21 protein-coding genes, 1 other RNA gene and 1 other annotated feature are annotated in these 24,318 nt (G+C 35.2%); of the genes, 4 read left to right on the top strand and 18 right to left on the bottom strand.

From position 1 onward, the window contains the following. Positions 1-65 precede the first annotated feature (65 nt). Positions 66-2,714, bottom strand: coding sequence for an alanine--tRNA ligase (alaS, locus tag CAR_RS04375; RefSeq protein ID WP_013710504.1), 2,649 nt, complete (start codon positions 2,712-2,714; stop codon positions 66-68). Positions 2,715-3,057: 343 nt separating this feature from the next. After that, positions 3,058-3,933 carry a YitT family protein gene (locus CAR_RS04370; protein WP_013710503.1) on the bottom strand — a complete coding sequence of 292 codons (876 nt, stop codon included), beginning with the start codon at positions 3,931-3,933 and terminating at the stop codon, positions 3,058-3,060. A gap of 171 nt (positions 3,934-4,104) precedes the next feature. Here CAR_RS04370 and CAR_RS04365 point away from each other — a divergent pair, with 171 nt between their 5' ends. After that, the gene (locus CAR_RS04365) at positions 4,105-5,055 is read left to right on the top strand and encodes a diacylglycerol/lipid kinase family protein (protein ID WP_013710502.1); all 951 of its coding nucleotides are present in this window, start codon (positions 4,105-4,107) and stop codon (positions 5,053-5,055) included. A 62-nt stretch (positions 5,056-5,117) separates the two neighbouring features. Here CAR_RS04365 and recD2 read toward each other — a convergent pair whose 3' ends face one another. The 8 genes from recD2 to CAR_RS04325 all read right to left on the bottom strand — a co-directional run bounded on the left by recD2 (position 5,118) and on the right by CAR_RS04325 (position 15,588). Then, positions 5,118-7,601: an SF1B family DNA helicase RecD2 gene (recD2, locus tag CAR_RS04360; protein WP_041556818.1), complete on the bottom strand. Its 2,484-nt coding sequence runs from the start codon at positions 7,599-7,601 to the stop codon at positions 5,118-5,120. A 47-nt stretch (positions 7,602-7,648) separates the two neighbouring features. Then, positions 7,649-8,329 (bottom strand): tetratricopeptide repeat protein, encoded by a 681-nt coding sequence (locus tag CAR_RS04355; protein ID WP_013710500.1) that lies wholly within the window; start codon positions 8,327-8,329, stop codon positions 7,649-7,651. Between the two features lie 208 nt (positions 8,330-8,537). Next, a complete protein-coding gene (gene mnmA, locus CAR_RS04350) occupies positions 8,538-9,662 on the bottom strand; it encodes a tRNA 2-thiouridine(34) synthase MnmA (RefSeq protein ID WP_041556171.1) in 1,125 nt (374 codons plus the stop codon). A 174-nt stretch (positions 9,663-9,836) separates the two neighbouring features. Then, entirely contained in the window at positions 9,837-10,178 is a 342-nt protein-coding gene (locus CAR_RS04345; RefSeq protein ID WP_013710498.1) for a cysteine desulfurase, read from the bottom strand. Between the two features lie 155 nt (positions 10,179-10,333). Further along, positions 10,334-11,482: a cysteine desulfurase family protein gene (locus tag CAR_RS04340; protein ID WP_013710497.1), complete on the bottom strand. Its 1,149-nt coding sequence runs from the start codon at positions 11,480-11,482 to the stop codon at positions 10,334-10,336. A gap of 96 nt (positions 11,483-11,578) precedes the next feature. After that, the gene (gene gshAB, locus CAR_RS04335; RefSeq protein ID WP_013710496.1) at positions 11,579-13,870 is read right to left on the bottom strand and encodes a bifunctional glutamate--cysteine ligase GshA/glutathione synthetase GshB; all 2,292 of its coding nucleotides are present in this window, start codon (positions 13,868-13,870) and stop codon (positions 11,579-11,581) included. Further along, on the bottom strand, positions 13,867-14,397 hold the full coding sequence (locus CAR_RS04330; protein ID WP_013710495.1) for a haloacid dehalogenase: 531 nt from the start codon (positions 14,395-14,397) through the stop codon (positions 13,867-13,869). The genes gshAB and CAR_RS04330 overlap by 4 nt, the downstream gene beginning before the upstream one ends. Before the next feature lie 51 nt (positions 14,398-14,448). Further along, entirely contained in the window at positions 14,449-15,588 is a 1,140-nt protein-coding gene (locus CAR_RS04325) for a hypothetical protein (protein ID WP_013710494.1), read from the bottom strand. 234 nt (positions 15,589-15,822) lie between these two features. Between CAR_RS04325 and CAR_RS04320 the strand changes: the two genes are divergently transcribed. The 3 genes from CAR_RS04320 (at position 15,823) to CAR_RS04310 (ending at position 18,388) form a co-directional block, all read left to right on the top strand. Beyond that, positions 15,823-17,109, top strand: coding sequence for a replication-associated recombination protein A (locus tag CAR_RS04320; protein WP_013710493.1), 1,287 nt, complete (start codon positions 15,823-15,825; stop codon positions 17,107-17,109). A 90-nt stretch (positions 17,110-17,199) separates the two neighbouring features. Further along, positions 17,200-17,387: non-coding RNA, 6S RNA (gene ssrS, locus CAR_RS12895), on the top strand. A 542-nt stretch (positions 17,388-17,929) separates the two neighbouring features. Continuing rightward, entirely contained in the window at positions 17,930-18,388 is a 459-nt protein-coding gene (locus tag CAR_RS04310) for a universal stress protein (RefSeq protein ID WP_013710492.1), read from the top strand. A 67-nt stretch (positions 18,389-18,455) separates the two neighbouring features. Here the strand turns inward: CAR_RS04310 and CAR_RS04305 are convergent, their stop codons facing one another. The 8 genes from CAR_RS04305 to CAR_RS04270 all read right to left on the bottom strand — a co-directional run bounded on the left by CAR_RS04305 (position 18,456) and on the right by CAR_RS04270 (position 24,260). Beyond that, positions 18,456-19,646 carry an acetate/propionate family kinase gene (locus CAR_RS04305; RefSeq protein WP_013710491.1) on the bottom strand — a complete coding sequence of 397 codons (1,191 nt, stop codon included), beginning with the start codon at positions 19,644-19,646 and terminating at the stop codon, positions 18,456-18,458. A 28-nt stretch (positions 19,647-19,674) separates the two neighbouring features. After that, positions 19,675-20,682 carry a class I SAM-dependent methyltransferase gene (locus CAR_RS04300; protein ID WP_013710490.1) on the bottom strand — a complete coding sequence of 336 codons (1,008 nt, stop codon included), beginning with the start codon at positions 20,680-20,682 and terminating at the stop codon, positions 19,675-19,677. Between the two features lie 248 nt (positions 20,683-20,930). Further along, positions 20,931-21,215: a 50S ribosomal protein L27 gene (rpmA, locus tag CAR_RS04295; RefSeq protein ID WP_013710489.1), complete on the bottom strand. Its 285-nt coding sequence runs from the start codon at positions 21,213-21,215 to the stop codon at positions 20,931-20,933. Positions 21,216-21,243: 28 nt separating this feature from the next. Continuing rightward, complete coding sequence (locus CAR_RS04290; protein ID WP_013710488.1) at positions 21,244-21,579, bottom strand: ribosomal-processing cysteine protease Prp; 336 nt, start codon at positions 21,577-21,579, stop codon at positions 21,244-21,246. Between the two features lie 17 nt (positions 21,580-21,596). Then, the gene (gene rplU / locus CAR_RS04285) at positions 21,597-21,905 is read right to left on the bottom strand and encodes a 50S ribosomal protein L21 (protein ID WP_013710487.1); all 309 of its coding nucleotides are present in this window, start codon (positions 21,903-21,905) and stop codon (positions 21,597-21,599) included. 15 nt (positions 21,906-21,920) lie between these two features. Next, positions 21,921-21,992: a sequence feature (ribosomal protein L21 leader region), on the bottom strand. Between the two features lie 108 nt (positions 21,993-22,100). Next, on the bottom strand, positions 22,101-22,778 hold the full coding sequence (locus CAR_RS04280; RefSeq protein ID WP_013710486.1) for an amino acid ABC transporter ATP-binding protein: 678 nt from the start codon (positions 22,776-22,778) through the stop codon (positions 22,101-22,103). Between the two features lie 15 nt (positions 22,779-22,793). Next, positions 22,794-23,429 (bottom strand): amino acid ABC transporter permease, encoded by a 636-nt coding sequence (locus CAR_RS04275; RefSeq protein WP_013710485.1) that lies wholly within the window; start codon positions 23,427-23,429, stop codon positions 22,794-22,796. Positions 23,430-23,456: 27 nt separating this feature from the next. Further along, on the bottom strand, positions 23,457-24,260 hold the full coding sequence (locus tag CAR_RS04270; RefSeq protein WP_041556168.1) for an amino acid ABC transporter substrate-binding protein: 804 nt from the start codon (positions 24,258-24,260) through the stop codon (positions 23,457-23,459). Between the last annotated feature and the right edge of the window lie 58 nt (positions 24,261-24,318).

Here is a 24,318-nt window from a genome sequence, read left to right as displayed (position 1 = left end):
TTTATTCTAAAAATCACTCTAGCTAACTTTTTTTTACATTCTTAGCTTGCGTGACTTAACTAAATTTATTCTTTATCCTTAACCCATTCCGCTACCTTAGCTAAAGCATCTGATAAACCTGCTGGGTTCTTACCGCCAGCCTGAGCCATATCAGGACGCCCACCACCACCGCCGCCAACAAGTGGAGCGATTGTTTTGATTAGATCTCCTGCTTTAAAACCTTTTTTAATTGTGTCTGCATCAACAGCTGTTAGCAAATTAACTTTTCCATCATTTGAAAAACCTAGTGCTAAAACATTAGATACAGCATTTTGTTTCCATTGATCAGCCAATTGACGGAGTTGATTCATATCTTTTACATCAACTTCTGCAGATACGATCGTTACACCATTCACTTCTTGAATATTTTTAAAGATATCTCCTGCTTGATCATTAGCTAATTTTGCTTGTAATGATTCATTTTCTTTTTGTGCTTCTTTTAATTCTGTTTGTAATTGTTGTACTTTAGTTATCACATCTTGTGTTTGTTGAGCTTTTACTACAGCAGCAACTTCAATTAGACGTTTTTGCTCTGTTTGCAATAATGTGTATGCTGCTTCGCTTGTCACAGCTTCAATTCTGCGAACACCCGCACCTATTCCTGATTCAGAAACAATTTTGAAGATACCAATTTCGCTCGTATTGCTGACGTGAACACCGCCACATAGCTCAATAGAATAATCCCCAACATTAACGACACGGACCAAATCGCCATATTTCTCGCCAAATAATGCCATTGCTCCCATTTCTTTAGCTTTAGCGATATCCGTTTCAACTGTAACTACAGAGATAGATTCCCATATTTTTTCATTTACTATTTGCTCCATTTGATCTAACTCATCTCTTGTAACTTGACCAAAATGAGTAAAGTCAAAACGTAAATGATTTGGTGTAACCAATGAACCAGCTTGATTAGCGTGTTCACCCAAAATATCTTTTAAGGCTTGATGCAATAAATGAGTAGCCGTGTGGTTTCGAGTGATTTTATTTCTTAATGATTTATCAACTTCTAATACATAGGTTTCTCCCACGGTCAGAACCTCAACTACTTCAACTATATGCAGTGGTTGTCCTGCTGGAGCTTTTTTAACTTCTACTACTTTAGCAATAAGTTTACCCTTAGTATCTGTGACAACACCTTTATCGGCAACTTGGCCACCCATTTCAGCATAAAAAGGTGTTTGATCAAAAATCAAACGAACACGTTCTCCAGGTTGTGCTGAATTCAAGAGCTCTTCATCGGTTGCAATCACTTCTAAAGTACCCATTTCAGTTGTTTTATTGTACCCTACAAAGAGACTCTCTTCTTTTAGATCAGAGAATAATCTTGTTTGAACACCCATTGACTTCTCGCCACTTCGAGCTGCACGCGCACGATCTCTTTGAGCAGTCATTTCTTTTTCGAAGCCTTCATGATCTACTTTAAAGCCTTCATCTTCTGCGTATTCTTCAGTCAATTCAACCGGAAATCCATACGTATCATACAATTTGAAGATATCAGATCCTGCGATGCTTGTTTCACCTTTTGCTTTTAACTCAGTGATTCGTTCATTTAAAATCGTTAATCCATCATTGATGGTTTCGTGGAATCGCTCTTCTTCATTTTTGATCACTTTAACGATGAAATCTTCTTGTTCTAGTATTTCAGGGTAAAAACTATCCATAATACTTCCGACAATAGGAACTAATTTATACATGAAGGCTTCATCAATACCTAGTTTCTTTCCATGCATAACTGCTCTGCGTAACAAGCGACGTAGTACATATCCGCGTCCTTCATTAGATGGCAACGCACCATCTCCGATTGCAAAACTTACTGCACGGACGTGATCTGCAATTACTTTAAATGAAATATCGTCCGTTGGATTTTCACCGTATTTTTTAGTTTTGCTCAATGATTCTACTTTTTTAATAATTGGCATAAATAGATCTGTTTCAAAGTTTGTTGGCGCATCTTGTAAAATAGAAACTACACGCTCTAATCCCATACCTGTATCAATGTTTTTATTGGGTAGCGGCTCGTAGGTACCATCTGGTTTGTGGTTGAATTCTGAGAATACTAAATTCCAAATTTCCAACCAACGTTCATTTTCGCCTCCTGGATAATTCTCAGGATCATTTTCAGGTAAATCATTGAACGCTTCTCCTCGATCATAAAAGATTTCAGAATCTGGACCACTTGGACCAGCTCCAATGTCCCAAAAATTATCGGCCACATCTACAATATGATCATCCGTTAATCCAATTTTTTCTTTCCAAATATTTTTAGCTTCTGTATCTTCAGGGTACACTGTTACGTACAATTTTTCAGGGTCTAATCCCAACCATTTATCTTCTGTTAAAAACTCCCATGCCCATTCAATAGCTTCTTCTTTAAAGTATTCCCCTATTGAAAAGTTTCCAAGCATTTCAAATAATGTATGGTGACGAGCCGTTTTTCCAACATTTTCGATATCATTTGTACGAATACTTTTTTGTGCATTTGTAATTCTTGGATTTTCAGGTATCACTGAACCATCAAAATATTTCTTTAATGTTGCTACACCGGAATTGATCCACAATAACGTTGGGTCTTCAAAAGGAACTAGTGATGCACTGGGTTCTACTTTGTGTCCTTTTGATTCAAAAAAGTCTAAAAATAATTGACGAACTTCATTGCTTGATAATTTTTTCATCGTTTTCTTCCTTTCAAATTTAACTCGTGTATTTATAAAAGAGCACAAAAAAAGTCCAACAACAACATTGCCAGACAAGGACGATTGAATCGCGGTACCACCTTGTTTGCAATGAAGTCATCCGACTGTTCATTACCTCTTAAGTCTCGATAACGTGAGAAACGATAGTATTTCTACTATTTTAGTAAGGGAGCATTGATTTAATATTGTTAGTTTTCTTTCAGCCATGGAAAACTTTTCTTTAAACAAGTGATTAAATAAATTTATCCTTAGTACGCTTTAAAGTATAGGAGAAGATACACAACTTGTCAATAAATAAAAGTATATTTTTCACTAAATCCCTTTAGATAATAGTCTTTTCCTTAGCTAAAGTAAATCCACGTCCCCAAACTTCACTCGCACTCATTACCACTACAAAAGCATGCTCGTCTACATCTAAAACGGCGTCTTTTAAAAACGTGAATTCTTGTTCAGCCACAACACACATTAGCATTTGTTTATCTGAATTGCCATATCCGCCTTTAATGCCCCAGTTCGTCACTCCACGATTAACCGTATTAAAGATTGCTTGCTTCACTTCTGATGGGTATTCAGATATAATCATGACAGTCTTAGAATGATTAAACCCAACTTGTACAACGTCGATAGTACGACTAATAACAAATAGCGAGATAATAGAATACATTACAACTTCACCATCAAAAACAAGTAATGCACATACAATCACTAATCCATCAATTAACGCAACACTCATACCTAAAGGCAATTTTATGTACTCATGAATCACTTGAGCGATAATACTTGTCCCACCGGTTGATGCTTTCGCTCTAAATACAATACCTAAACCGATACCAGTTAAGATACCTCCAAATAAAGCTGCTAACAAAGGCGTATCCGTCCATGGTTTGATAAAGTCTAGTATTCCAATGAATGCAGGTAAAATTAAACTTCCTAAAATAGTTTTATAACCTGCTTCTTTTCCTAAAAAAGCAAAACAAATTAGCAATAATGGTATATTAAAGGCTAACTGTACGATTGAAGGATCCCAGCTAAATACACTTTTCGTAATCGTACTGACCCCACTGATACCGCCCGAAATAATTAAGTTCGGCAATAAGAATACATTAAATGATAAGGCTGCAATAAACGAACCCACCACGATGTAAACAATGTCAATTAATCCTAGTGTATACTTATTTGATAGTAGTTTTTTCTTCATATTTGTTCATCCTTCCTAAACGTGAAACAAAATCCTTGTTTATTCTAACACTTTCAATTAGTTTGTAACTGTTTTTTTTTGATTTTCTCATAAATTTACTTCGAATTTAATTTTTATTTGTTTTATAATGTAAAGTGGCGCAATTATAAAAGTAAGTCAAAAGGAGTACTCATGTCGACAATTAAACGTTATCATCTCATCATTAACGAGCTTTCAGGTTCTGGTAAAGGAAAAAAAGTCAGTCACCAAATTTGTAACTTGCTGACGGCTCAGCAGATAAGTTTTACAGTACATAAATCTGCTTATCATGGACATACTGTGGAACTAACTAAAGTATTAGCTCAAGAAATTGAGCAGAATCACACTCTGTCTCAATCAATTATCGTTATCGGCGGTGATGGCACCTTACATGAAGTTCTTACAGGTTTAGGTGAACAATATGCCCATATCCCAGTAGGGTATATCCCGGCAGGCTCTGGTAATGACTTTGCGCGAGGAACAGGTATTTCAAAAGACCCAAAAAAAGCTCTAAATCAGATTCTTACTGCTCAACAAGCAACTAAATTAGATATCATTGAATATTACGACAACAATCAACAAAATAAAGGATTTGCTGTAAATAATGTGGGTATCGGATTTGATGCGGCAGTCGTAAAAAGGGCAAACCATTCTCCATCTAAAGTCTTTTTAAACAAGTTAGGGCTAAGCTCTTTTGTTTATTTTGCCAGTCTAGTTCAAGTCTTTTTTAAGCAAAGTGCTTTTCACTTGACCATTACAACAAATTGCAAGACGACCCAGTTTGAAGATGCTTTTTTAGTTATTATTAATAGCCACCCTTATTTTGGCGGTGGCATCCCTGTTTCACCAAAAGCTTCTCAAACAGATGGGAAATTAGACTTGATTATTTTACCTAAACACTCGTTTGCGAATTTATTGTATCTTTTTGTGTTAATGATTTTTGGAGGAAAACATTTAAATCATAAAAATGTGTATTATTACCAAGCACAAAACATTTCTCTCAAAACAACTTCAAAAATGGACTCAAATGCTGATGGTGAAATATTGATGGATCAACCAATTGATTTTCAAATCAAAATCAGCTCACGTTATTTTTGGATTTGAACGTAACAACTTCCTTATAAACACAAAAAAAGTTTCAGAAGATTTTTCTTCTGAAACTTTTTTTATATACTTGGTACTATCCCATCCATACCAATCATCGGATCAATCGCATTGGATTGGATCATTTCAATTGTCAGACGATAATTCTTCGGTTCTTCTTTATTTATCGTTTCAGTTTTATTTTCTGTTGCTGATGATAGAGTAGAAATAGAATCTGATATCTCTGTTTCTTTTAGCTCATCTTTATTAGCAGGCATTTTCACAACAAGTTCAACATGCTGGTCTTCTCCTAATAAACGTTCTGTCAGTGTCGTGAGTCTGGTTGCGGAAGATTTTGCTACACATTCCTCAAAAGCATTAGGTTCGCCACATAAAATAAGCAATTCACTACTTCTTGTAATTCCTGTATACAGTAGATCACGTCTTAACATACGGTGATAATTTTGCACCATTGGTAAAATAACCATTTTAAATTCTGAGCCTTGAGACTTATGAATCGAACAACAATAGGCCAGCGTAATCTTCATCCATTCATTTCGTTTGTAGACGACTTCATTGGCATCAAATTGAATCACGATTTCATCTACTTTATCATCGGTCTCTTTAGCTAAATTGATCCCGACAATCTCTCCCATGTCTCCATTAAATACGTTCATTTCCGGGTAGTTTACCAACTGCAATACCTTGTCCCCAATGCGGTAATTCTTATCGTTAAATTTAACTTCTTTTCGTCTGCCAGAAGGATTTGGATTAAAGATTTCTTGCATCATTTTATTCAATGCATCTATACCGGCTGGACCTCTGTACATGGGTGCTAAAACTTGAATATCTTGAGCAGTAAATCCTTTTTCTTTAGCTTTCTCTACTACTTGACGAATAACCGGTTCAATTTGATAGGTAGTGCATTGAAAGAAAGAACGGTCTTTTTTGTTTTTCGTAAAATCCGCTGGGAGTTGACCTTCTTTAATGGCATGTGCTAATGAAATAATCGAAGACCCATCGTCTTGTCGGTAAATTTCAGTTAACTCTCTACTAGGAATCTGTTTTGCACGAATAAGGTCGTGTAATACTTGACCAGGGCCCACAGAAGGCAATTGATCTTTATCTCCCACAAAGATGACTTGCATATTTTGTGGGACTGCTCTTAACAATTGATTCGCTAGCCACGTATCCACCATTGACATTTCATCAACGATCAATAATCCGCCTTCTAGTTCTCTATCGGAAAGTTCCGCACTTGGCTTTTCTTGGCCATTTAAACCTAAAAGACGATGAATCGTACTGCTTGGCAATCCCGTAGATTCATTCATTCGTTTAGCTGCACGTCCTGTAGGTGCGGCCAATAGAATCGGAAAGATCTTATCGTGGTAATCATCTATTTCTAAAGACAAGCCATTTAATTCAGCAAACAAGGTTACAATCCCATTTAATACCGTTGTTTTCCCGGTTCCCGGTCCCCCGGTCAGAATAAACAATGGCGAGACTACCGCTTCTTCAATTGCTTCGATTTGTGAATTTCCATACTGAATACCCAATCTTTTTTCCATTTTACGAATTTCTTTTTGGACATTATGCGCTGGATACTGAATTTTTTTACTATTTTCCATTAACCGTTTTACAGAGTTTGCAATTCCCCACTCAGCAGCATATAACGAATTAATGTACAACTTGTGCTGATCTTCAATCAATTTATTTTCTTCGATCAAGTTTAATAATTCTTTTGCTACTATATCTGGTTCAATAATGAATGAACGACTTTCTTCAAGTACTCTTATGGTTTCATTCATTAAAGGTTCTGCTAAAGTATACGTATTGCCTTCACTGATACACAACTCATTTAATGCAAATGATATAGCTGCTTGAATACGTCTAGGAGAGTCTGCAGCAAAACCTAAATTTTCAGCAATGGCATCTGCTTTTTTGAATCCGATATTTTCAATATCTTCTATTAATTTATACGGATTCTCTTGAATGATCTCTAATGTTTCTGCTTGATAAGTTTGATAGATCGTGTATGCTAATCGACTTCCAAACCCAAAATCATTTAATCCAATAATAATTTTTTCCATTCCGTTACTGGAACGTATCGTGTTAACGATGACTTCTTTCTTTTTGTCATTTAACCCGGGAACTTTAGCTAAAACAGTTTCATCTGCATTAATTTGATCAATTGCATCTTCGCCCAAAAGATCAACAATCGTTTCCGCAGTTTTTTTTCCTATTCCTGGAAACTTATCACTAGAGAGATAAGCGACGACCCCTTCGGCCGAAGTTGGTTTTTCTTGTCGATAACGTTCCGCATTAAATTGCATCCCAAATTTAGGGTGTTCAATTAATTGACCAAAAAAACGATACGTTTCATCTTCTTGGATTTGCCCAAAGTTTCCAGTGATGACGATCTCTTTTTCTTTGAAAGAACTATTTGTATCAACAACTCGTATTAATAATACTTTGTAAAAATTCGTCGGGTTTTGATAGAAAATTGCAGCCACTTGCCCTACAAAATAGGGAGGCTCTCCTGCAAATAAATCTAAATTGTCTTGCATAACCACTTTACTGCCTCCACCCTTTCTATCTTAGCTAATTAAAAGAATTAGTCTTTTTGATTTTTCATCATAACTTCTATGGCTTTTAACTGGTCGATACGTTCCTTATATTTTATAGGATCCAGTTCTTTTGCTTTATTGAAGTACTCATCAACAGAATCCTGTTCTTCCTTTAATGCCATTCCAACTATTCCACGTTTGAACCAAGCCTCATCATTTTGCGGAGCTTGATCGATACTTATGTCAAAATACTGTTTGGCTTCTTTAAATGACCCTATTTGCATTAACGTATTCCCTATGAATAAAACAACTGTCATATCCAGTTTATCTTCTTCATAAGCACTTAAAAAGTAAACCAATGCTTTTTTAGCTTGATCTAACGCTAAAAAATTTTGTCCAATCATAACCATGGCATCTTTTTTCAAAGGTGTTTCACTAAATTGAATCACTTGATTAAAATACTCTAGCGATGTTTGATAATTTTCAATTTCATAATAGAGATTCCCAAATGCATAAACAAAAATAGGATCTTGAGGGTACTTTTCAATTGCTGTTTCTAAAATAACTTTTGCATCTTCATATTTTTTACCTAAAATAAACATGGTCGCTAAATTATAATAACTATCGCTATTTGCAGGATGATCGTTAATTTCTTCCATAAGTAATTGAATGGCTCTATTAAATTCGCCTTTTTCCCATAGCTGAAATGCTTCATGGTTTCGATTCATACTTATTTCCTCCTTTTTGCAACTTTACTTATTTTACAACAAAATTCTATTGGATTCTACTGATGTCTCTATTTTCTAGTTATTTCAGGTTAACTTTTATAATAAATTTCATTTTAAAGCACCTACACCGTGACATAAAACTTTAGATATATAAAGATAAAAAAAGAAGCTAGGAGTTCTCCCCTAGCTTCTTTACTGTATGAAGTTTTTAAACGTATTGTAATTCTTTTTTTTCATTATAAGCTGCGTCAATCGTACCGCCGCCTAAACATTCCAGACCATCATAAAAAACAACTGCTTGACCTGGTGTGATAGCACGTACAGGCTCGTCAAATTCAACTGTAGCTGCAGTTCCATCTTCATTCAATTGAACCGTCACACCTGTATCTGCTTGGCGGTAACGGAACTTCGCAGTACATTTGAATGTACGTGGTTTTTCTTCATTTGTTGTAAAATGAAGATCAGAAGCTTCTAAATGCGTAGCTAGCAACCATTCATGATTAAATCCTTGTCCTACATATAATGTATTTGTTTCTAAATCTTTTCCAACAACGAACCATGGATCACTTGATTTTCCGCCGCCACCAATTCCTAATCCTTGGCGTTGTCCAATCGTATAATACATTAATCCATCATGTTGCCCTTTTACTTCACCGTCTACTGTCATCATACTTCCAGGTTGAGCGGGTAAATAAGTCATTAAGAATTTTTTGAAGTCGCGTTCTCCAATGAAACAAACACCTGTAGAATCTTTCTTCTTAGCTGTCGCTAACCCAGCTTCTTCAGCAATTTTACGTACTTCAGATTTTTGCATTCCACCCAATGGGAATAACGTTTTAGCAAGTTGTTCTTGAGATAATTGATTCAAAAAGTAAGTTTGGTCTTTATTATTATCTAGTCCTCTTAGCATATGTGTAACGCCATTTTCATCACGTTCCACTTGTGCATAATGTCCAGTAGCTACATAATCTGCTCCTAGTTCAATAGCGTAGTCTAAAAAGGCTTTGAATTTGATTTCTTTATTACACATAACATCTGGGTTAGGTGTGCGTCCTTTTTTATATTCTTCTAAAAAGTAGGTAAATACTTTATCCCAATATTGTTTTTCAAAATTAATCGAATAATATGGAATTCCGATTTGGTTTGCTACCAACGCAACATCATTGTAATCCTCTGTCGCTGTACAGACACCAAACTCATCTGTATCATCCCAGTTTTTCATAAAAATACCCACCACATCATAGCCTTGTTGTTTTAGAACTAAAGCTGTAACGGATGAGTCAACGCCTCCACTCATGCCAACTACGACGCGAGTCTTGCTATTGTCTTTCATTACATCACCATCATTTCAAATAGATTCTGAAAAATCTTTTTACGATTTGAAGGTCGCATTTTTTCAGTCTCTATCATTATACTAACTTTTAGTCAGAAATCAAGTTGCTTAACCTAAAAATAGGGACATGCTCACCATAGTGAACACCTCCCATTAGACTTTTTACTTAAAATTTTATATTTTTTCTAACACTCCACGTTCAATAAGGTCTGTAAAAGTGAACGCTACTTTTTCACGAATTTCTTTATACGCATCGCCATTGTAGATGTTTACTGGACGCAATCCATTGCCAGTAGTTATTGAAATTTTTAATTCTTTTACCTCATCTGAGATCACAATTTTCAATTTTACTCCTTGTTTATTCAATAAATTAGTATCCATCGTACGCATCAATTGGAAATTTCCTTTTTTAGTTTCTTCAAATCCATTGTCTCTTAATGTATATTTTTTTGCATTAGGATTTACTTTAAACGTTTCTTTGGATCCTAATAAAGTTGCTTCTTTTTCAAATGCCATGTTATTCCCTCACTTTTTCTCTTCACTTAGTCGTAACCCTTTTCATTTCTACTATACCATAGCTTTTATCTTTTTTTCTATAAAAATCAGTAGAAATACTAAAGAGCCTGGAAACATTCCAGGCTCTTTAGTATTTCTAACTCTTGTTATTAAGGTTATTTCTTCAATCTTAAACTAATGGTCGCCAGTTGTTCAGCTAAACAACTGATTTGTTTTGGTGTTGTTCCTAAGCCAAAACTGATTCGAATCGTTTCAGCCACAATTGGATTGTTCTCTCCATACATAGCTATTAAAACATGACTTGGATCAATATTACCAGCAGTACAAGCTGAACCAGATGATACTGCTATGCCACTTAAATCTAAACTCATCAGCAATTGTTCGGCTGATACATTTTTGAACCAAACACTTACGATATGATCTAATTGTTTCGCCGCGTTTCCATTAACTTCAAATTCGATCTCTTTTTGAGTCAATTCTTCAATAAGTTGTTTACGCAATTCAAAATGTCTTTCTTTGCGTTTTTCTCTTTGAGGTTGAATAATTTCAACTGCTTTTTGCAATCCTGCAATAGCAGGAATATTCTCAGTACCAGCACGACGTTTTTTTTCTTGTTCGCCACCCAGCATAAAGCTTGGTAAAAAAATGGTTTCTTTCACATAAAGAAATCCAATACCTTTAGGACCGTTAATTTTATGACCGGAAATAGATAATAAATCGATATTGTCTCTTTTAACATCAATTTCCTCTGTTCCATACGCTTGTACAGCATCGGTATGAAAGTACGCTGTAGATTCACTTGCTTTAATTAAGGTACCAATTTTTGCGATATCCATTACGGTACCAACTTCGTTATTTGCATACATGATTGACACTAAAATGGTATCCGGTCTTAAGGCTTCTTCAACCATTACAGGATCAACTTGACCATTTTCATTCACTGGTAGATAAGTCACTTCAAATCCTAGCTTTTCTAAATATTCCATCGGTTTCAAAACAGCATGGTGCTCCACAACTGATGTAATAATGTGCTTTCCATCTTGTTGTCTCTTTAAGGCCGTTTCAATAATTGCGGTATTGTCAGATTCTGTCCCACCACTAGTAATAATGATTTCACTTGGTTTGGCACCAATACTTTCAGCAAAAACTATTCGAGCATTGTCCACAATACGACGACTGTCTCTTCCGAAATTATGGATACTTGATGCATTGCCATAATGATTTTTCATTGCTTCATAAACAACTTCAATAACTTCTGGGTGTACAGGACTAGTTGCGGCATGATCAAAATACATTTTTTCCATCTAAGAAAGTCCTCCCTAATTTATCCAAACTTACAATTCTTAAAGTTTATCACTTTTCTCTATATACAACAACCCACTTATTTTGAGTAAGCATATTTATTCGTTATCTGCTTCCTTTTCCCATAATTCTGGAAATAACATTTTTAGGATACCCATGGTTAATCGGCGACCTTTGCCTTTGTAAACAAAAGCATGCATATGCATAGCAGGATTAAAGTTAGCTTCTAATACTGTATAGCCTAAATGCTCTTTAGTACTACGTAAAGTTGTATCCGGAATGATCAAATCAATCCCACTAACTTTCGCACCAATAATCTCAGACATATCAATAGCCGCTTGTTTATAGCTGTCATCAATTTCATCTGTAACATCGATAGAGTCTCCTCCAGTGCTGATGTTTGAATTTTCTCTTAAATAAACAATAGTGTTCAATTCGGGGATACTTTCAATAGTATAACCTTGTGCTTTTAACATCAATTGTTCAAGTTCACCTAATTCGATTCTTTCAAGAGGCGAACGATGTTTTTCTTCCCCACGTAAAGGATCTTCATTTTTTTCGGCAACCAATTTTCCAATTGATTTTTCACCATCTCCGACAACATTTGCAGGTGTCCGTAACAAGATTGCAGGTACCTTTCCATCTAGAACAAAAAATCGGTATTCTGTTCCAGGAATATATTCTTCAACTAGTACAGCAGTATCTTCTTTGAACGCTATCTCAAGTGCTCTTTCATAATCCATTTTTGTAGGCGCATGTTTAAAGACAGAGATTCCCAACCCATAGTTAGTTGATTTAGGTTTTACAACAATCTGTTTTTGTTCATAACGCCAGAACGCTGTTTTCCCCTCTACTAGAGTGGTGTATTCTTCACCCGCTGGAACACGAAATCCTGCTGAATCAAGAATTTTTTTCGTAACAGTCTTATTTTCCATAATAAGCGGAGCAATGTAAGAATCTTTTGATGTCATATTTCCATTTTTAACAAATTCACTATGTTGATCATAAGTTAACTTTAAAAATTGATCTTGCGCATCTAAAATCTCTACTTGAATTCCTTTTTGTAGCGCATCAAATAGCAATAGTTGGGTAGACATCTCTAGTTGTTCGAAACCTCTTAAATTGTACGGTCTCATAATCGCTTCATTTTTGTACCGTTTAGCTAGCTCTAAACTAAAATCAATATAAGACCCTTTTTCTTCTATGCCACGCACCATACGGGCAGCAACGGTTAAAGTTGGATCAATAAGGTGCTTCTTAGTTTCTTGAATACAGTTTAATGCGGCTTTAGTTCCATTTGTAGAGAGAAGCATTTCTTCCATTTGCTTAAATAAGTGCAAACCTTCCTTTTGAAAGCTTGAAATTTTTTCTGGGTGTTCCATTGCCGTTAATCGACTCATTTCTTCCCCAACTGCAATTTCTTCCATAGTCGCTGTTTCATCCATCCAGATCATGTATAGACAAAAAAGATGAACAAATTCCATTGTCTGTTTTGACATACCAAATGGATCAAAAGGGTTCAAATCAAAGCTTCTCAGTTCAAGATAAGAAATACCTTTTGTCAACAATTCTTCCGCTTTATTTGTACCACGAAAACGAACGGCTGAGTAAAATTCTTTTTCTTCTGATAAAAATCCTTTTGCAACCATATCTTGTAAACTATGCACATAATCTTCAATTGAATGAAAAGATACAGCAACTTCTGACGGATTGACGTACCCGTACTGACTGCTTCGAATGCTTCTAACATAATCTTGTGGAATTTCTTGATCCGCAAAAAATGACTCATCCACTATAGGAGAAGCTCCTAGTAAATAAGTTAAAAGCCAACGATAGCGAAGGAAATTTTTTGTCAATTTTAAATAAAGCATCGACTTGAAAGATTCCTTATTTGAGTAGTCCGTTTGACAATCAAATAAACGTGTAATCAGTTGGTCGTCTAATTCAAAATTGTAATGCATACCACTAATCATTTGTTTTTTCTTGCCATATTTTTCTGTCAGGATTTCTCTATACGTTACATCATCCTTATTGTCTAACTTTGCAATCGGAATAACCGATTCATCTGGAAGAACCATTGGCATACTTATTGGCCAAATAGCTTCATTAGAAGGAATGGTTTGAAGGACAACATCATGTAATGCGGCCAACCAATCGTAACTTTCTTTTATGGTTCTTAAAGGTGGCGTGATTAATTCCAATTGTGATTCACTATAGTCAGTTTGAATATAAGGATGAAAGCTTCTATTGCCAAATTCTATTGGGTGAGGTGTTAAAGCAAGCTCACCTGTTGGAGTTACTCTTAAACCTTCTTTTTCAATCCCAAAGGTTGCTTGATAAAAAGCTTCGCCTATATCTGTTTCTTGTATCATTTGTTTCACTGTTTTCATTTTTCTATTCCCTCATCTACTTTAGATATTTGTCGCTCAATTTCTGTTCGAATTTTTGGTTCAGGAGCGAACTCCTTTTCCCAGTTATCAGGTTTCATAACTTTTCCATCCGTTTTTCTGTAACGTGGCTTACCATCAGAAAAAAGTTTCCCCATATTTGCTTGATGCACGATTGAGAAAATCGGATCTGGATTAATACCCATCAACACAAAAGAACCATAGTTAAAATAATTTGCATCCGTTAGAGCATCTACTTGTCCAATTAGGCGATTAGAGACCTCTTTCGACTGTTCTTTTATTTTGACAATAGATTCTTCAGCTGTTTGCTTCCATTCCGAAACCAAAGATTCAAATTGGTTGATGTCCCCTTCTACAGTTGCATAAAGGAATTCTAATAGTTCTTCTGTTGTAAAATTTGCCCGTGTAACAGCTTCTTCAGGAGTTAAAGCTTGTGGCTCTTTTTTTACTGGTTTATCGAATACTTCGTGAAATTCTTTGACTTGCTCAAATGGTGATAACTTAGTCATACTTCAGTTCTCCTCCTGATATAAATAAGGTCTTAAGATGATCAGAACTTTTTATTCAATTGCTTCCTCACTAATTAAATGCTTTCTCAATGCCGCATTCTCTGACTCTAAGATCCTTCTGTTAATTTCAGATTGTTTCAAATCAGCTTGCATAATTTTTAAAAATTCAATATTATCTTGCGATTGTCGTTTGGTCCTCTCAAGCTGGATTTTTTCATCAATCAATTGCTTGATATCCTTTTCGAGATCTTCTATTGTATCGATTAACTCTTTATTTTTTTCAATTAATGAAGCATTTTGAAAACCAATTCCCTTTATTTTCTTTTCATTTTTTCCATCTACTAAATTAATATAAACCACTACAAATGCTAAACAAGCAATAACAAAAGCTAAGCAAGTAATAATAAACGTAAACAAAGGTGTTGAGTACCTAAGACCAGCTAAAAGCACACTCATTACAACTGTACAGCCAAAAATCATTAGTCCAATACGATAAGAATTAATTTTTCTTTTCGCATTCAATGCTTTTAAATAATCCACTTTATTTTGCAATGCAGCTTTTTCTAAGTGTTCTTGTTCTATTTTTTTTCGAGTTTCGTAAAAAAGAACTTTTTCTTTTCTATCCATGGATTCTTGTACTTGTTCTTGATACTGTTCAAACCATTCTTTTTCTTTAACTAATTTTTCTAATTCTCTATCTATTTCCTGATGATAAACTGCCTTTTTCAATGAAATTTCCTCTTCTAATTGTTCAGATTTAAAATGAGCTGAAGCAAGTATTTTTTTGGCATGCAGTTCAGCTTTTCGAGTAATTTTATCTGCTTCTACTTTTTCTTTATCATACTGTTCAATTGATTGCTTCTTTTTTAATTTAATTTCTTCTTTAGCGGCCGCTATGTCTTGTTGAACTTCTTGATACATTTTTTCTGATTGATGAAAAGTCTCGGCCAAAATTTCCTCTGCTTCGTTCTTTGTCTGTTGAAGAAGTTCTTTCTCATTTAAACGGGTTGTTTTTGTCGTTCGTTTAGATGGTGTAAATTGATTTGGTTGCAATGATTCTTTTTCTTTTATTGCCATTCCTAAAACAGAGTTAAAAACGACATTTGCTGTTTTTTTCAAAAAAATACGCTGACGTTTATTTTTCGCTTTTAATAACCTGTTTAAAAAATCGGACTCGTGTTTTTCATCCATTGAAAAATTCCTTTCTTTATCACTTTTATAGTCCCTTTGATTAATCGAATCTACTCATAAAAAATGACTTCTTACACATTATCGCAAATAATCATAGAAAAGCCAAACCAAAAATTCGATTTGCTTTATAAAAGTAAGCTAATTTCGAAAATCAAACAAACGTTCTTTACTGTAGAATCCATTTTGGTAGAATGGTATACTAAAGATAATAATGTTGATAGGAGGATACGCTTTATGAATCAACCTTTAGCTTATCGGATGAGGCCTACTCATATTGATAATATTGTTGGACAGCAACACTTAGTAGGAAAAGGAAAAATCATTCGACGCATGGTAGAAGCTAAAATGCTTTCTTCGATGATTTTATACGGCCCTCCTGGGATTGGAAAGACCAGTATCGCTAGTGCGATTGCTGGGACAACAAAATATGCGTTCCGCATTTTAAACGCTGCTAGTGACACAAAAAAAGATCTCCAAATTGTTGTAGAAGAAGCAAAAATGAGCGGCACTGTGATTTTACTTTTAGATGAGATCCATCGTTTGGATAAACCTAAGCAAGATTTTTTGCTGCCGCATTTGGAAAATGGACGTATTATCTTAATTGGAGCAACAACCGAAAATCCATATATTACAATAAATCCTGCCATCCGAAGCAGATCTCAAATTTTTGAACTCAAAACACTTTCTAATGAAGATATACAACAAGCTATGTGGAACGCTGTAAATGATTCAGAAAAAGGCTTTGGCAAAGAAAAAATAGCCATTACAGATCAGGCCTTACTCCACTTTTCTAGAGCCACAAGCGGAGATTTAAGAAGTTCTTTGAATGGTTTAGAGCTCGCTATTAAATCAACAGCTCCAGATGAACAAGGAATGATCAATATTACTTTAGAGATTGCTGAAGAGTGTGTTCAAAGAAAAGCTTTAACACATGATAAAGATGGCGATGCTCATTATGATGTCATCTCAGCTTTACAAAAATCCATTCGTGGAAGCGATGTAAATGCTGCTTTACATTATCTTGCTAGACTGATTGAAGCTGGCGATTTACCTATTATCTCAAGGCGGTTAATGGTTATTGCTTATGAAGATATCGGATTAGCTAACCCTTCTGCAGCTTCTAGGACTGTTACCGCTATTCAAGCATCTGAAAAATTGGGCTTTCCGGAAGCTCGAATACCTTTAGCTAATGTAGTAGTTGATTTATGTCTCTCTCCAAAATCAAATTCGTCTTACGCAGCGATTGATGCAGCCCTCCAAGATGTAAGGGCTGGAAAAAGTGGAGATGTACCTGATCATTTAAAAGATTCCCATTATAGTGGAGCAAAAGAACTTGGTCGCGGTGTAGATTATCTCTATCCGCATAGTTATCCTGGCGCTTGGGTAAATCAGCAATACTTACCTGACAAACTAAAAAATGCTTCTTACTATACACCAAATCACACAGGAAAATATGAAGATACTTTGGCAAAGCAGTATGATTCAATCAATTTAAAAAAAGGAAACAAGAACGTACATTAACCGCTTTCTTTGCTGTTAAAGCAATCTTTCAACAGCATGTGCACAGGTAAATAATTGACAATACCACATGCTTATGCTACTATAAGGATAAGATTTCTGAGATGCTCGTCTTGCTCAACATGTGTTGACCGAACAATTAATATTACCTTGGGATCCAACCTGATTCAATCGGATAACAAGCCTTTTCACTTGGTAGTTAGAAGGTTGACGGCGGAGCCCACCTGCTTCTTGCGGGTTCAATACTAACTGAGCATATCAACGGCATCATCGGATTTCTCATTTAAAGTTTAAAACTTTTAAAGTCATTCTTAATTGAATGGCTTTTTTCTTTGTTACTGAAGTAAATTTACCCTTAATTTAATTTATTATGTTATTCTTATTTTGTAATTACCTATTGAAAGAAGGTCTTATCATGCTATTACCGATATTGTTTTTTATTTTTTCAGCGTTACTTCTTTATGCAGCATTCTTTTTTTACACTGGAAAAGCCTCTATTCTATTAACTCGTACGGATAAAACTAGCCCCTCAGAAACAGCACCTTTTTTTAAATTCTATGGTGTTCTCTTTTTTATTGGTGGACTTAGCTCTCTTCTACTTGTTTTTTTTCATCCCGTTTGGCTGGCTTTTGCCGTTTTACTCTTTGTTATGATTAGTATGCTTTTTTTTATTATGAGCTTAAATAAGCGGATATGAGTTTTCATTAACCATTTTAAAAGAACTCCTATTTCTTATTTCTATGAAAATGGATACATTTAAGGTACAATGAGCCTAAGAAGGAATATTGTATATCGTTTATCATGAGGAATGGAGTGGTTTTATATGTTACAACAATATAATCGAATCTTAGTGGCTGTGGACGGTTCAGCAGAAGCTGAAATTGCTTTTAAGAAAGCTGTACAAGTTGCTGTACGAAATTCTGCTACGTTAGTTCTTGCACATGTTATTGACACCCGAGCATTTCAAAGTATTTCTACTTTTGATGGAGCCATGGCTGATAAAGCAAGTGAACAAGCCAAGAATACATTAGAAGAATATGTACGTTATGCAAAAAACCACCGTGTTCAAGACATCACTTACTCTATTGAATACGGATCTCCAAAAGTTTTGATTGCAAAACAAATTCCTGAAGATCAAAAAATTGATCTTATTCTATTAGGCGCAACAGGATTAAACGCTGTAGAACGTATCTTTATAGGCTCCGTTTCAGAATATGTTATCCGTCATGCGAATTGTGACGTGCTGATTGTTCGTACCGATTTAGAGAATAAAAAAAATTAACGTTTACCTAAAATAATACAAAAAAACAACCAAATAATTAATTTGGTTGTTTTTTTTGTATTAATATTTAAGCACGTAATCTTTCAACATCACGAGCAATCATGATTTCTTCATCTGTAGGAATCAATAGTACTTTAACTTTTGATTCTGGAGTAGAGATAATGCGTTCTTTTCCACGGACATTGTTTGCTTCAGCATCAATTTCAGCGCCAAACCAGTTCATGCCATCAATAATAATTTGACGTGTTTCAGGAGAATTTTCGCCAATCCCAGCAGTGAAGACAATTGCATCCGCACCATTTAAGATTGCAAAATATTGACCAATGTATTTTTGAACACGGTTATAGAAAATATCTAACGCTGTTTGAGCATCTTCATTTCCTTTTTCTGCTTCATCTTCAACATCACGCATGTCGCTTGAAACATGTGAAAGGCCTAGTAAACCAGATTTATTATTTAAAATATAAATCATGTCATTGATATCCGTAATATTTAATTTATTCATTAGGAATGGTAATAAAGATGCATCGATATCACCAGTACGTGTACCCATTGTAATACCCGCTAAAGGAGTGAATCCCATTGAAGTATCAATTGATTTTCCGCCTTTTACAGCTGTGATAGATCCGCCGTTACCTAAATGACACGTAATAATTTTTGTTTCTTCAAGTGGTTTGCCTAACATTTCTGCTGCGCGTTCAGAAACATATTTATGTGAAGTACCATGAGCACCATATTTACGCGCTGCAAAGTCTGTATAGTATTCCATTGGAAGACTGTATAAATAGTTTTCTTTAGGCATTGTAGTATGGAAAGATGTGTCAAATACAGCTACACTAGTAATTTCTGGTAATAACTTCTTGAATGCTTTGATTCCTGTAGCATTTGCTGGGTTGTGTAAAGGAGCAAATTCAGCCAGTCCTTCAATTTGCGCTAATACTTCATCCGTAATTAATGCTGAATCTTTAAATATTTCTCCACCAGCTACTACACGGTGACCTACACCAGTAATTTCTTCGTAGTTTGCAATAACTTTTAGTTCAATTAATTTATCTAATACCATTTGAATAGCGATTTCATGATTACTTATATCTTCAACCACTTTGTATTTTTCACCAGCATATTTTGTAGTGAAAATTGAATTATTCAAACCAATTCTTTCGATAATTCCTGAAGCGATTTCTGTCTCAGCTGGCATTTCATATAAGGTAAATTTTAAACTTGAACTACCTGCGTTAATTGCAATTGTTTTTGTCATATTTTTTCCATCTCCTAATTCAAATTTTTTAAATATTTTCTTTTTTCCAGCTATCCACTTCTTGCATAAATTGAAGCATGGCTTTTTGATTTTTAAAATCTGGAATTTGTGCTAACAAAACTTGTTTAGCTTGTTTGGCATTGCTCCCCTTCTTTTGGATCAAAAGAATTGATTTCCGTGAGTTTTTGGTTTTAAATAACTCATTCGGCAGATTTAACATTCCTTGTAAGAACGCTTCTTCTTGAATCATTTTCAGTAATCCTGGGGCCTCATCCGTTTCAAATAATTGAGCTGGAACTAAAAATAGTCCAAATCCACCATCTTTTAGGTAATGCAAGCTTTGTTCAATAAATAGATGATGCGCATAAGAGTGACCTTCTTTTGCTGCCGTTTTGTATTTACTGGCTTTTTCATCCAAAGGGTAGTAGCCGACCGGTAAGTCGCTCACTACAACGTCCACAGGATCCATTAAAAGATCTTGCAGCGCGTCTTGATGTGTCAAGGTGACGTTTTGCCTTTGCAGGGTTGTATTGACTGATGCAAGAGTTAGAAGCAAATCATCATTATCGATTCCTTCTGCCTCTACCAAAATATCCTTTGAAACTAATCCATTATAAACAGTTGATAATAGATTTCCCATCCCTACAGCAGGATCAAGCAAACGTATTGCCTGCTCTTTTCCACTAATTAACTTTTCAATTAAATAGTTTAAGATAAAGCCAATAGCATCTGGTGTCATTTGATGATTTGGTTGTAAAGCATCTGTTTTTGAAGCTTTCAAAAGAGCTAATTGAATGGCTTTTCGAATATCTTCTGGTTCCATACTGTCTATTGAAACCTCTTTGTAAAGTTTCATCAATTTTCCAACCGTTTCATCTGAAGGAAGACCATCAACTTGATGAGGAATTCTATTAGCTAAAATATTCTCTCCCGTTTCTGAAAGAGCCTCTAAATAAGAAATATCTAATTCCTTTTGCAAGAGTTGGACAGAACTATCCAATTTATTAAATAACTGTTCGATTTCTTTTTGAGACAATAACTTCAACCTCTTTCTATTTTTCTTACAGTACCATTGTACCAGTCATGTAAGAAATGAAATGAGTCATCTATAAAAAAGCACTACTTTTCCATTTTAACGAATATATTGTAAGGTTTCAAGTATGAGCTTAACTTATTTTCAAAAGTACACATACTTCCTTAACCTTAGTTAATTTAAGAAAGCATGTGTTACCATGGCAGTAAAAAAAGCTCTTCTAAGAGTAGAAGAGCTTTTTTTGTTTTAAATTATTGAGCTACTGGATAAACAGAAACTTGTTTTTTGTCGCGGCCTTTGCGTTCGAAACGAACAACTCCGTCACATTTAGCAAACAAAGTATCGTCTCCACCGATTCCAACGTTAACACCTGGATAAATTTTAGTTCCGCGTTGACGGTATAAAATTGAACCACCTGAAACAGCTTGTCCATCTGCACGTTTAGCGCCTAAACGTTTAGAGTTTGAGTCGCGTCCGTTAGTTGTAGAACCGCCACCTTTTTTATGGGCGAAGAATTGTAAATTCATTTTTAACATATGAGTTGCACCTCCTATTATAATTTTTTTACTGTGCAAGTTTGACATATTCTGGATACTCTTCAACAATTCCCGTTAAGGAAAGAAGTAGACTCTCGAGAAGAATTTGTGAAATTTTCGACTGTTCTTCAGTTAATTCGCTTAGAAGTTCAACATATAAATAGCCGCCTTCTACCTCTTCATTTGTTTCTACTAATGGAGAAACGCCTGATAAAGCAGAAATGCTATTTGTTGTTCCTATAACTAATGCTGAAACAGCTGCACACACGATATCGCTGCCGTAGGGTCCAGACTCTGCATGTCCTGTAACTTCAAAGGAAACGATGTCTTCTTTGTTATTACGTTTAAAGAATGCTTGAATCATATTGGAACACCACTTTCTTATGCGTTGATTGCGTTGATAATAACTTTTGTATATGGTTGACGATGACCTTGTTTACGGTGACTATGTTTTTTAGGTTTGTAGATAAAAGTCGTAACTTTCTTTTGAAGACCATGTTTTTCAACAGTACCTTCAACAGTAGCTCCTACAATAGTTGGAGCTCCAACTTTTGTTTCTTCTCCACCAATTAAGACAACTTCTTCAAAGACTACAGTTTCACCAGCTTCAACATTCAATTTTTCAATGTAGATTTCTTGGCCAACCTCAACTTTAATTTGTTTTCCACCTGTTTTGATAATTGCGTACATTCTTTCGCACCTCCTTATTAGACTTAGACTCGCCATCATGAGTGCCGTTATGGACTTAAACTCATTCCAGTGCGGTTGTAGTTGTGGTGCTACACATTTACAACATTAACATCATACCAAATTGTATTGCCTGCGTCAATAAATACTTGTCTAAACAAGAAAATACTAAAACAACTGTGCTTTAACTTTCCTTTTTTATTTTAAAAATTCATCTGAAGACACTACTCTTGTCCCAAACAGTTCAGCAAACTCAATATCATGAGTGACGATTAGGATTCCTGTACCGGATAAAGCTATCGATTGAATCATCTTGCCGACTTCGTTTGAAGAATCTCGATCTAGGGCAGAAGTTGGTTCATCAAAACAAAGAATTTTAGGATTGAGCATCATAGACCGAGCAATGGCTGCACGTTGTTGTTGTCCACCTGATAATGTACTTGGATAAACATCCTTTTTATCTAAAATCCCCATTTGTGTCAAAAGTTGCTCGGCTTTTTCGACTGCTTGCTCTTTTGTCATCAACTTCTGATCTAGCGGTGCTTCAATACAATTTTTCATGACCGTTAAGTTCGGAAATAATTGATAATCTTGAAATACCATACCTATTTGGTTGTTGTAAGTCATTCGTTCTTTTTTTGACACGTATTCTGTTTTACCTTCCGGAGTTTCACGACACAAATAATGCTCATCGATTGCTACCGTTCCATTATCAGCTTTTTCAAGTTGATTAAGTACTCTCATTAATGTTGTTTTTCCTGTACCTGATTTACCAACAAGCGTCACAATTTCTCCAGCTTCAATGGTGAAATCAAAGTTTCTTAAAACATCTATTCCATTGAACTGCTTCGTTAGGTTTGTTGCTTTCAATCCCATTTCCAACCATCTCCTTTAGTAATTTGACTTCTTCTCAATAGCATTTAATAGCAGCGTTACTAATCCTGTTACTACTAAATAGATTGCTCCAACTGCTGCATAAGGAATTAATGAAGCATACGTATTAGCTGCAATTTGCCCTGCTCGTAATAATTCGCCGATTCCTAAAATATAGATAAGAGAGGTATCTTTGACTAATGCAATCACTTCATTTCCTACTGAAGGCAGTACTACACGCATAACTTGCGGAATAATAATTTTTCTAAATCCATTTATTTTTCCAATACCCAATACTCTGATGGCTTCAAATTGTCCTTTTGGAATAGATAAGATACCACCACGGAATATTTCTGCATAATATGCTGCATAGTTGATTATGAAGGTGAACACGGCCGCTGAAAAACGATCAAAGGTTATTCCCACAAGAGGCAATCCGAAAAACACAACCATCAATTGTAACAATAAGGGGGTTCCTCTCATAATATAAATATAAACTTGTATAATCCAAGATATCCATTTTGGAGCATAAACTCTTATACAAGCAATCAAAAATCCTAATGGAATCGTTGCAATAACGATAATTAAAAATAGTAATAAAGTCGTTTTTAATCCATCTAACAAATTAGGTGTTATCTCAGCAATCAAATCCATTATTTATTCACTCTTTTCTTATTTAATTTATTCTTTGATCCATTTATTTTTAATTTCACCCAGTGTTCCGTCTTTCTCCATGTCAGTTAAGGTAGTATTCAACTTTTCTAAAAACTCAGTGTCTGTCTTTCTTACACCTACTGCAGTTTCTTCCTCGGCAAAACTTTCATCTAAAATACGGTATTTCCCAAGACCTTTTTGCTTCATTGTATATCGAGCGTATATTTCGCTGACTGCGATGGCTTCGCTTCTTTTACTGTCTAAATCATTAAAGACATCATTGTAAGACGGATACTGAATAATTTCTCCATTTGCAAATGTATCCATAATTCCACTTTCATGACTTGCTAATAAATCAACTGTACTAGAAGATTGTTGTGCAGCTACTGTTTTTTCTTTTAGATCATCCCATGTTTTTATGGGGCTGTCTGCCAAAACCACAAATATTTGTCCTCCATCAGTGTAAGGAATACTGAAATCAACTTTTTCTTTACGTTCTTCTGTAATAGAATAGCCATTCCAAATCACATCAATATTACCAGAGGTTAACTCGGTTTCTTTCATTGCCCAGTCAATAGGTTGAAATTCAATGTTCAAATCAAGTCGCTTCGCTACTTCTGTTGCTAAATCAACGTCTAGCCCCACTAGGTTCCCCTCACTATCGCGAAAACCCATTGGTACAAACGTATCATCCAACCCTACTACCAAAGTGTCCCCAGGTTCACCTAAGAACACCTCAGCTTCTTCAGTCTTTGTATCAGCTGTATTCCCACAAGCTACTAACAGCAGTGAGAACATCCATAAACTAATCACCATGCTTATTCTCTTCATCTCTTTGCCCCCTAGACTATACAGTACTTTACATATCTTTCAAAAGAACATGCTTCCT

It is taken from the genome of Carnobacterium sp. 17-4 (assembly GCF_000195575.1).
Lineage (GTDB): Bacteria > Bacillota > Bacilli > Lactobacillales > Carnobacteriaceae > Carnobacterium_B.
Note: the sequence above shows the minus strand (reverse complement) of the source record. Positions and strands in the feature narration are given on the sequence as shown.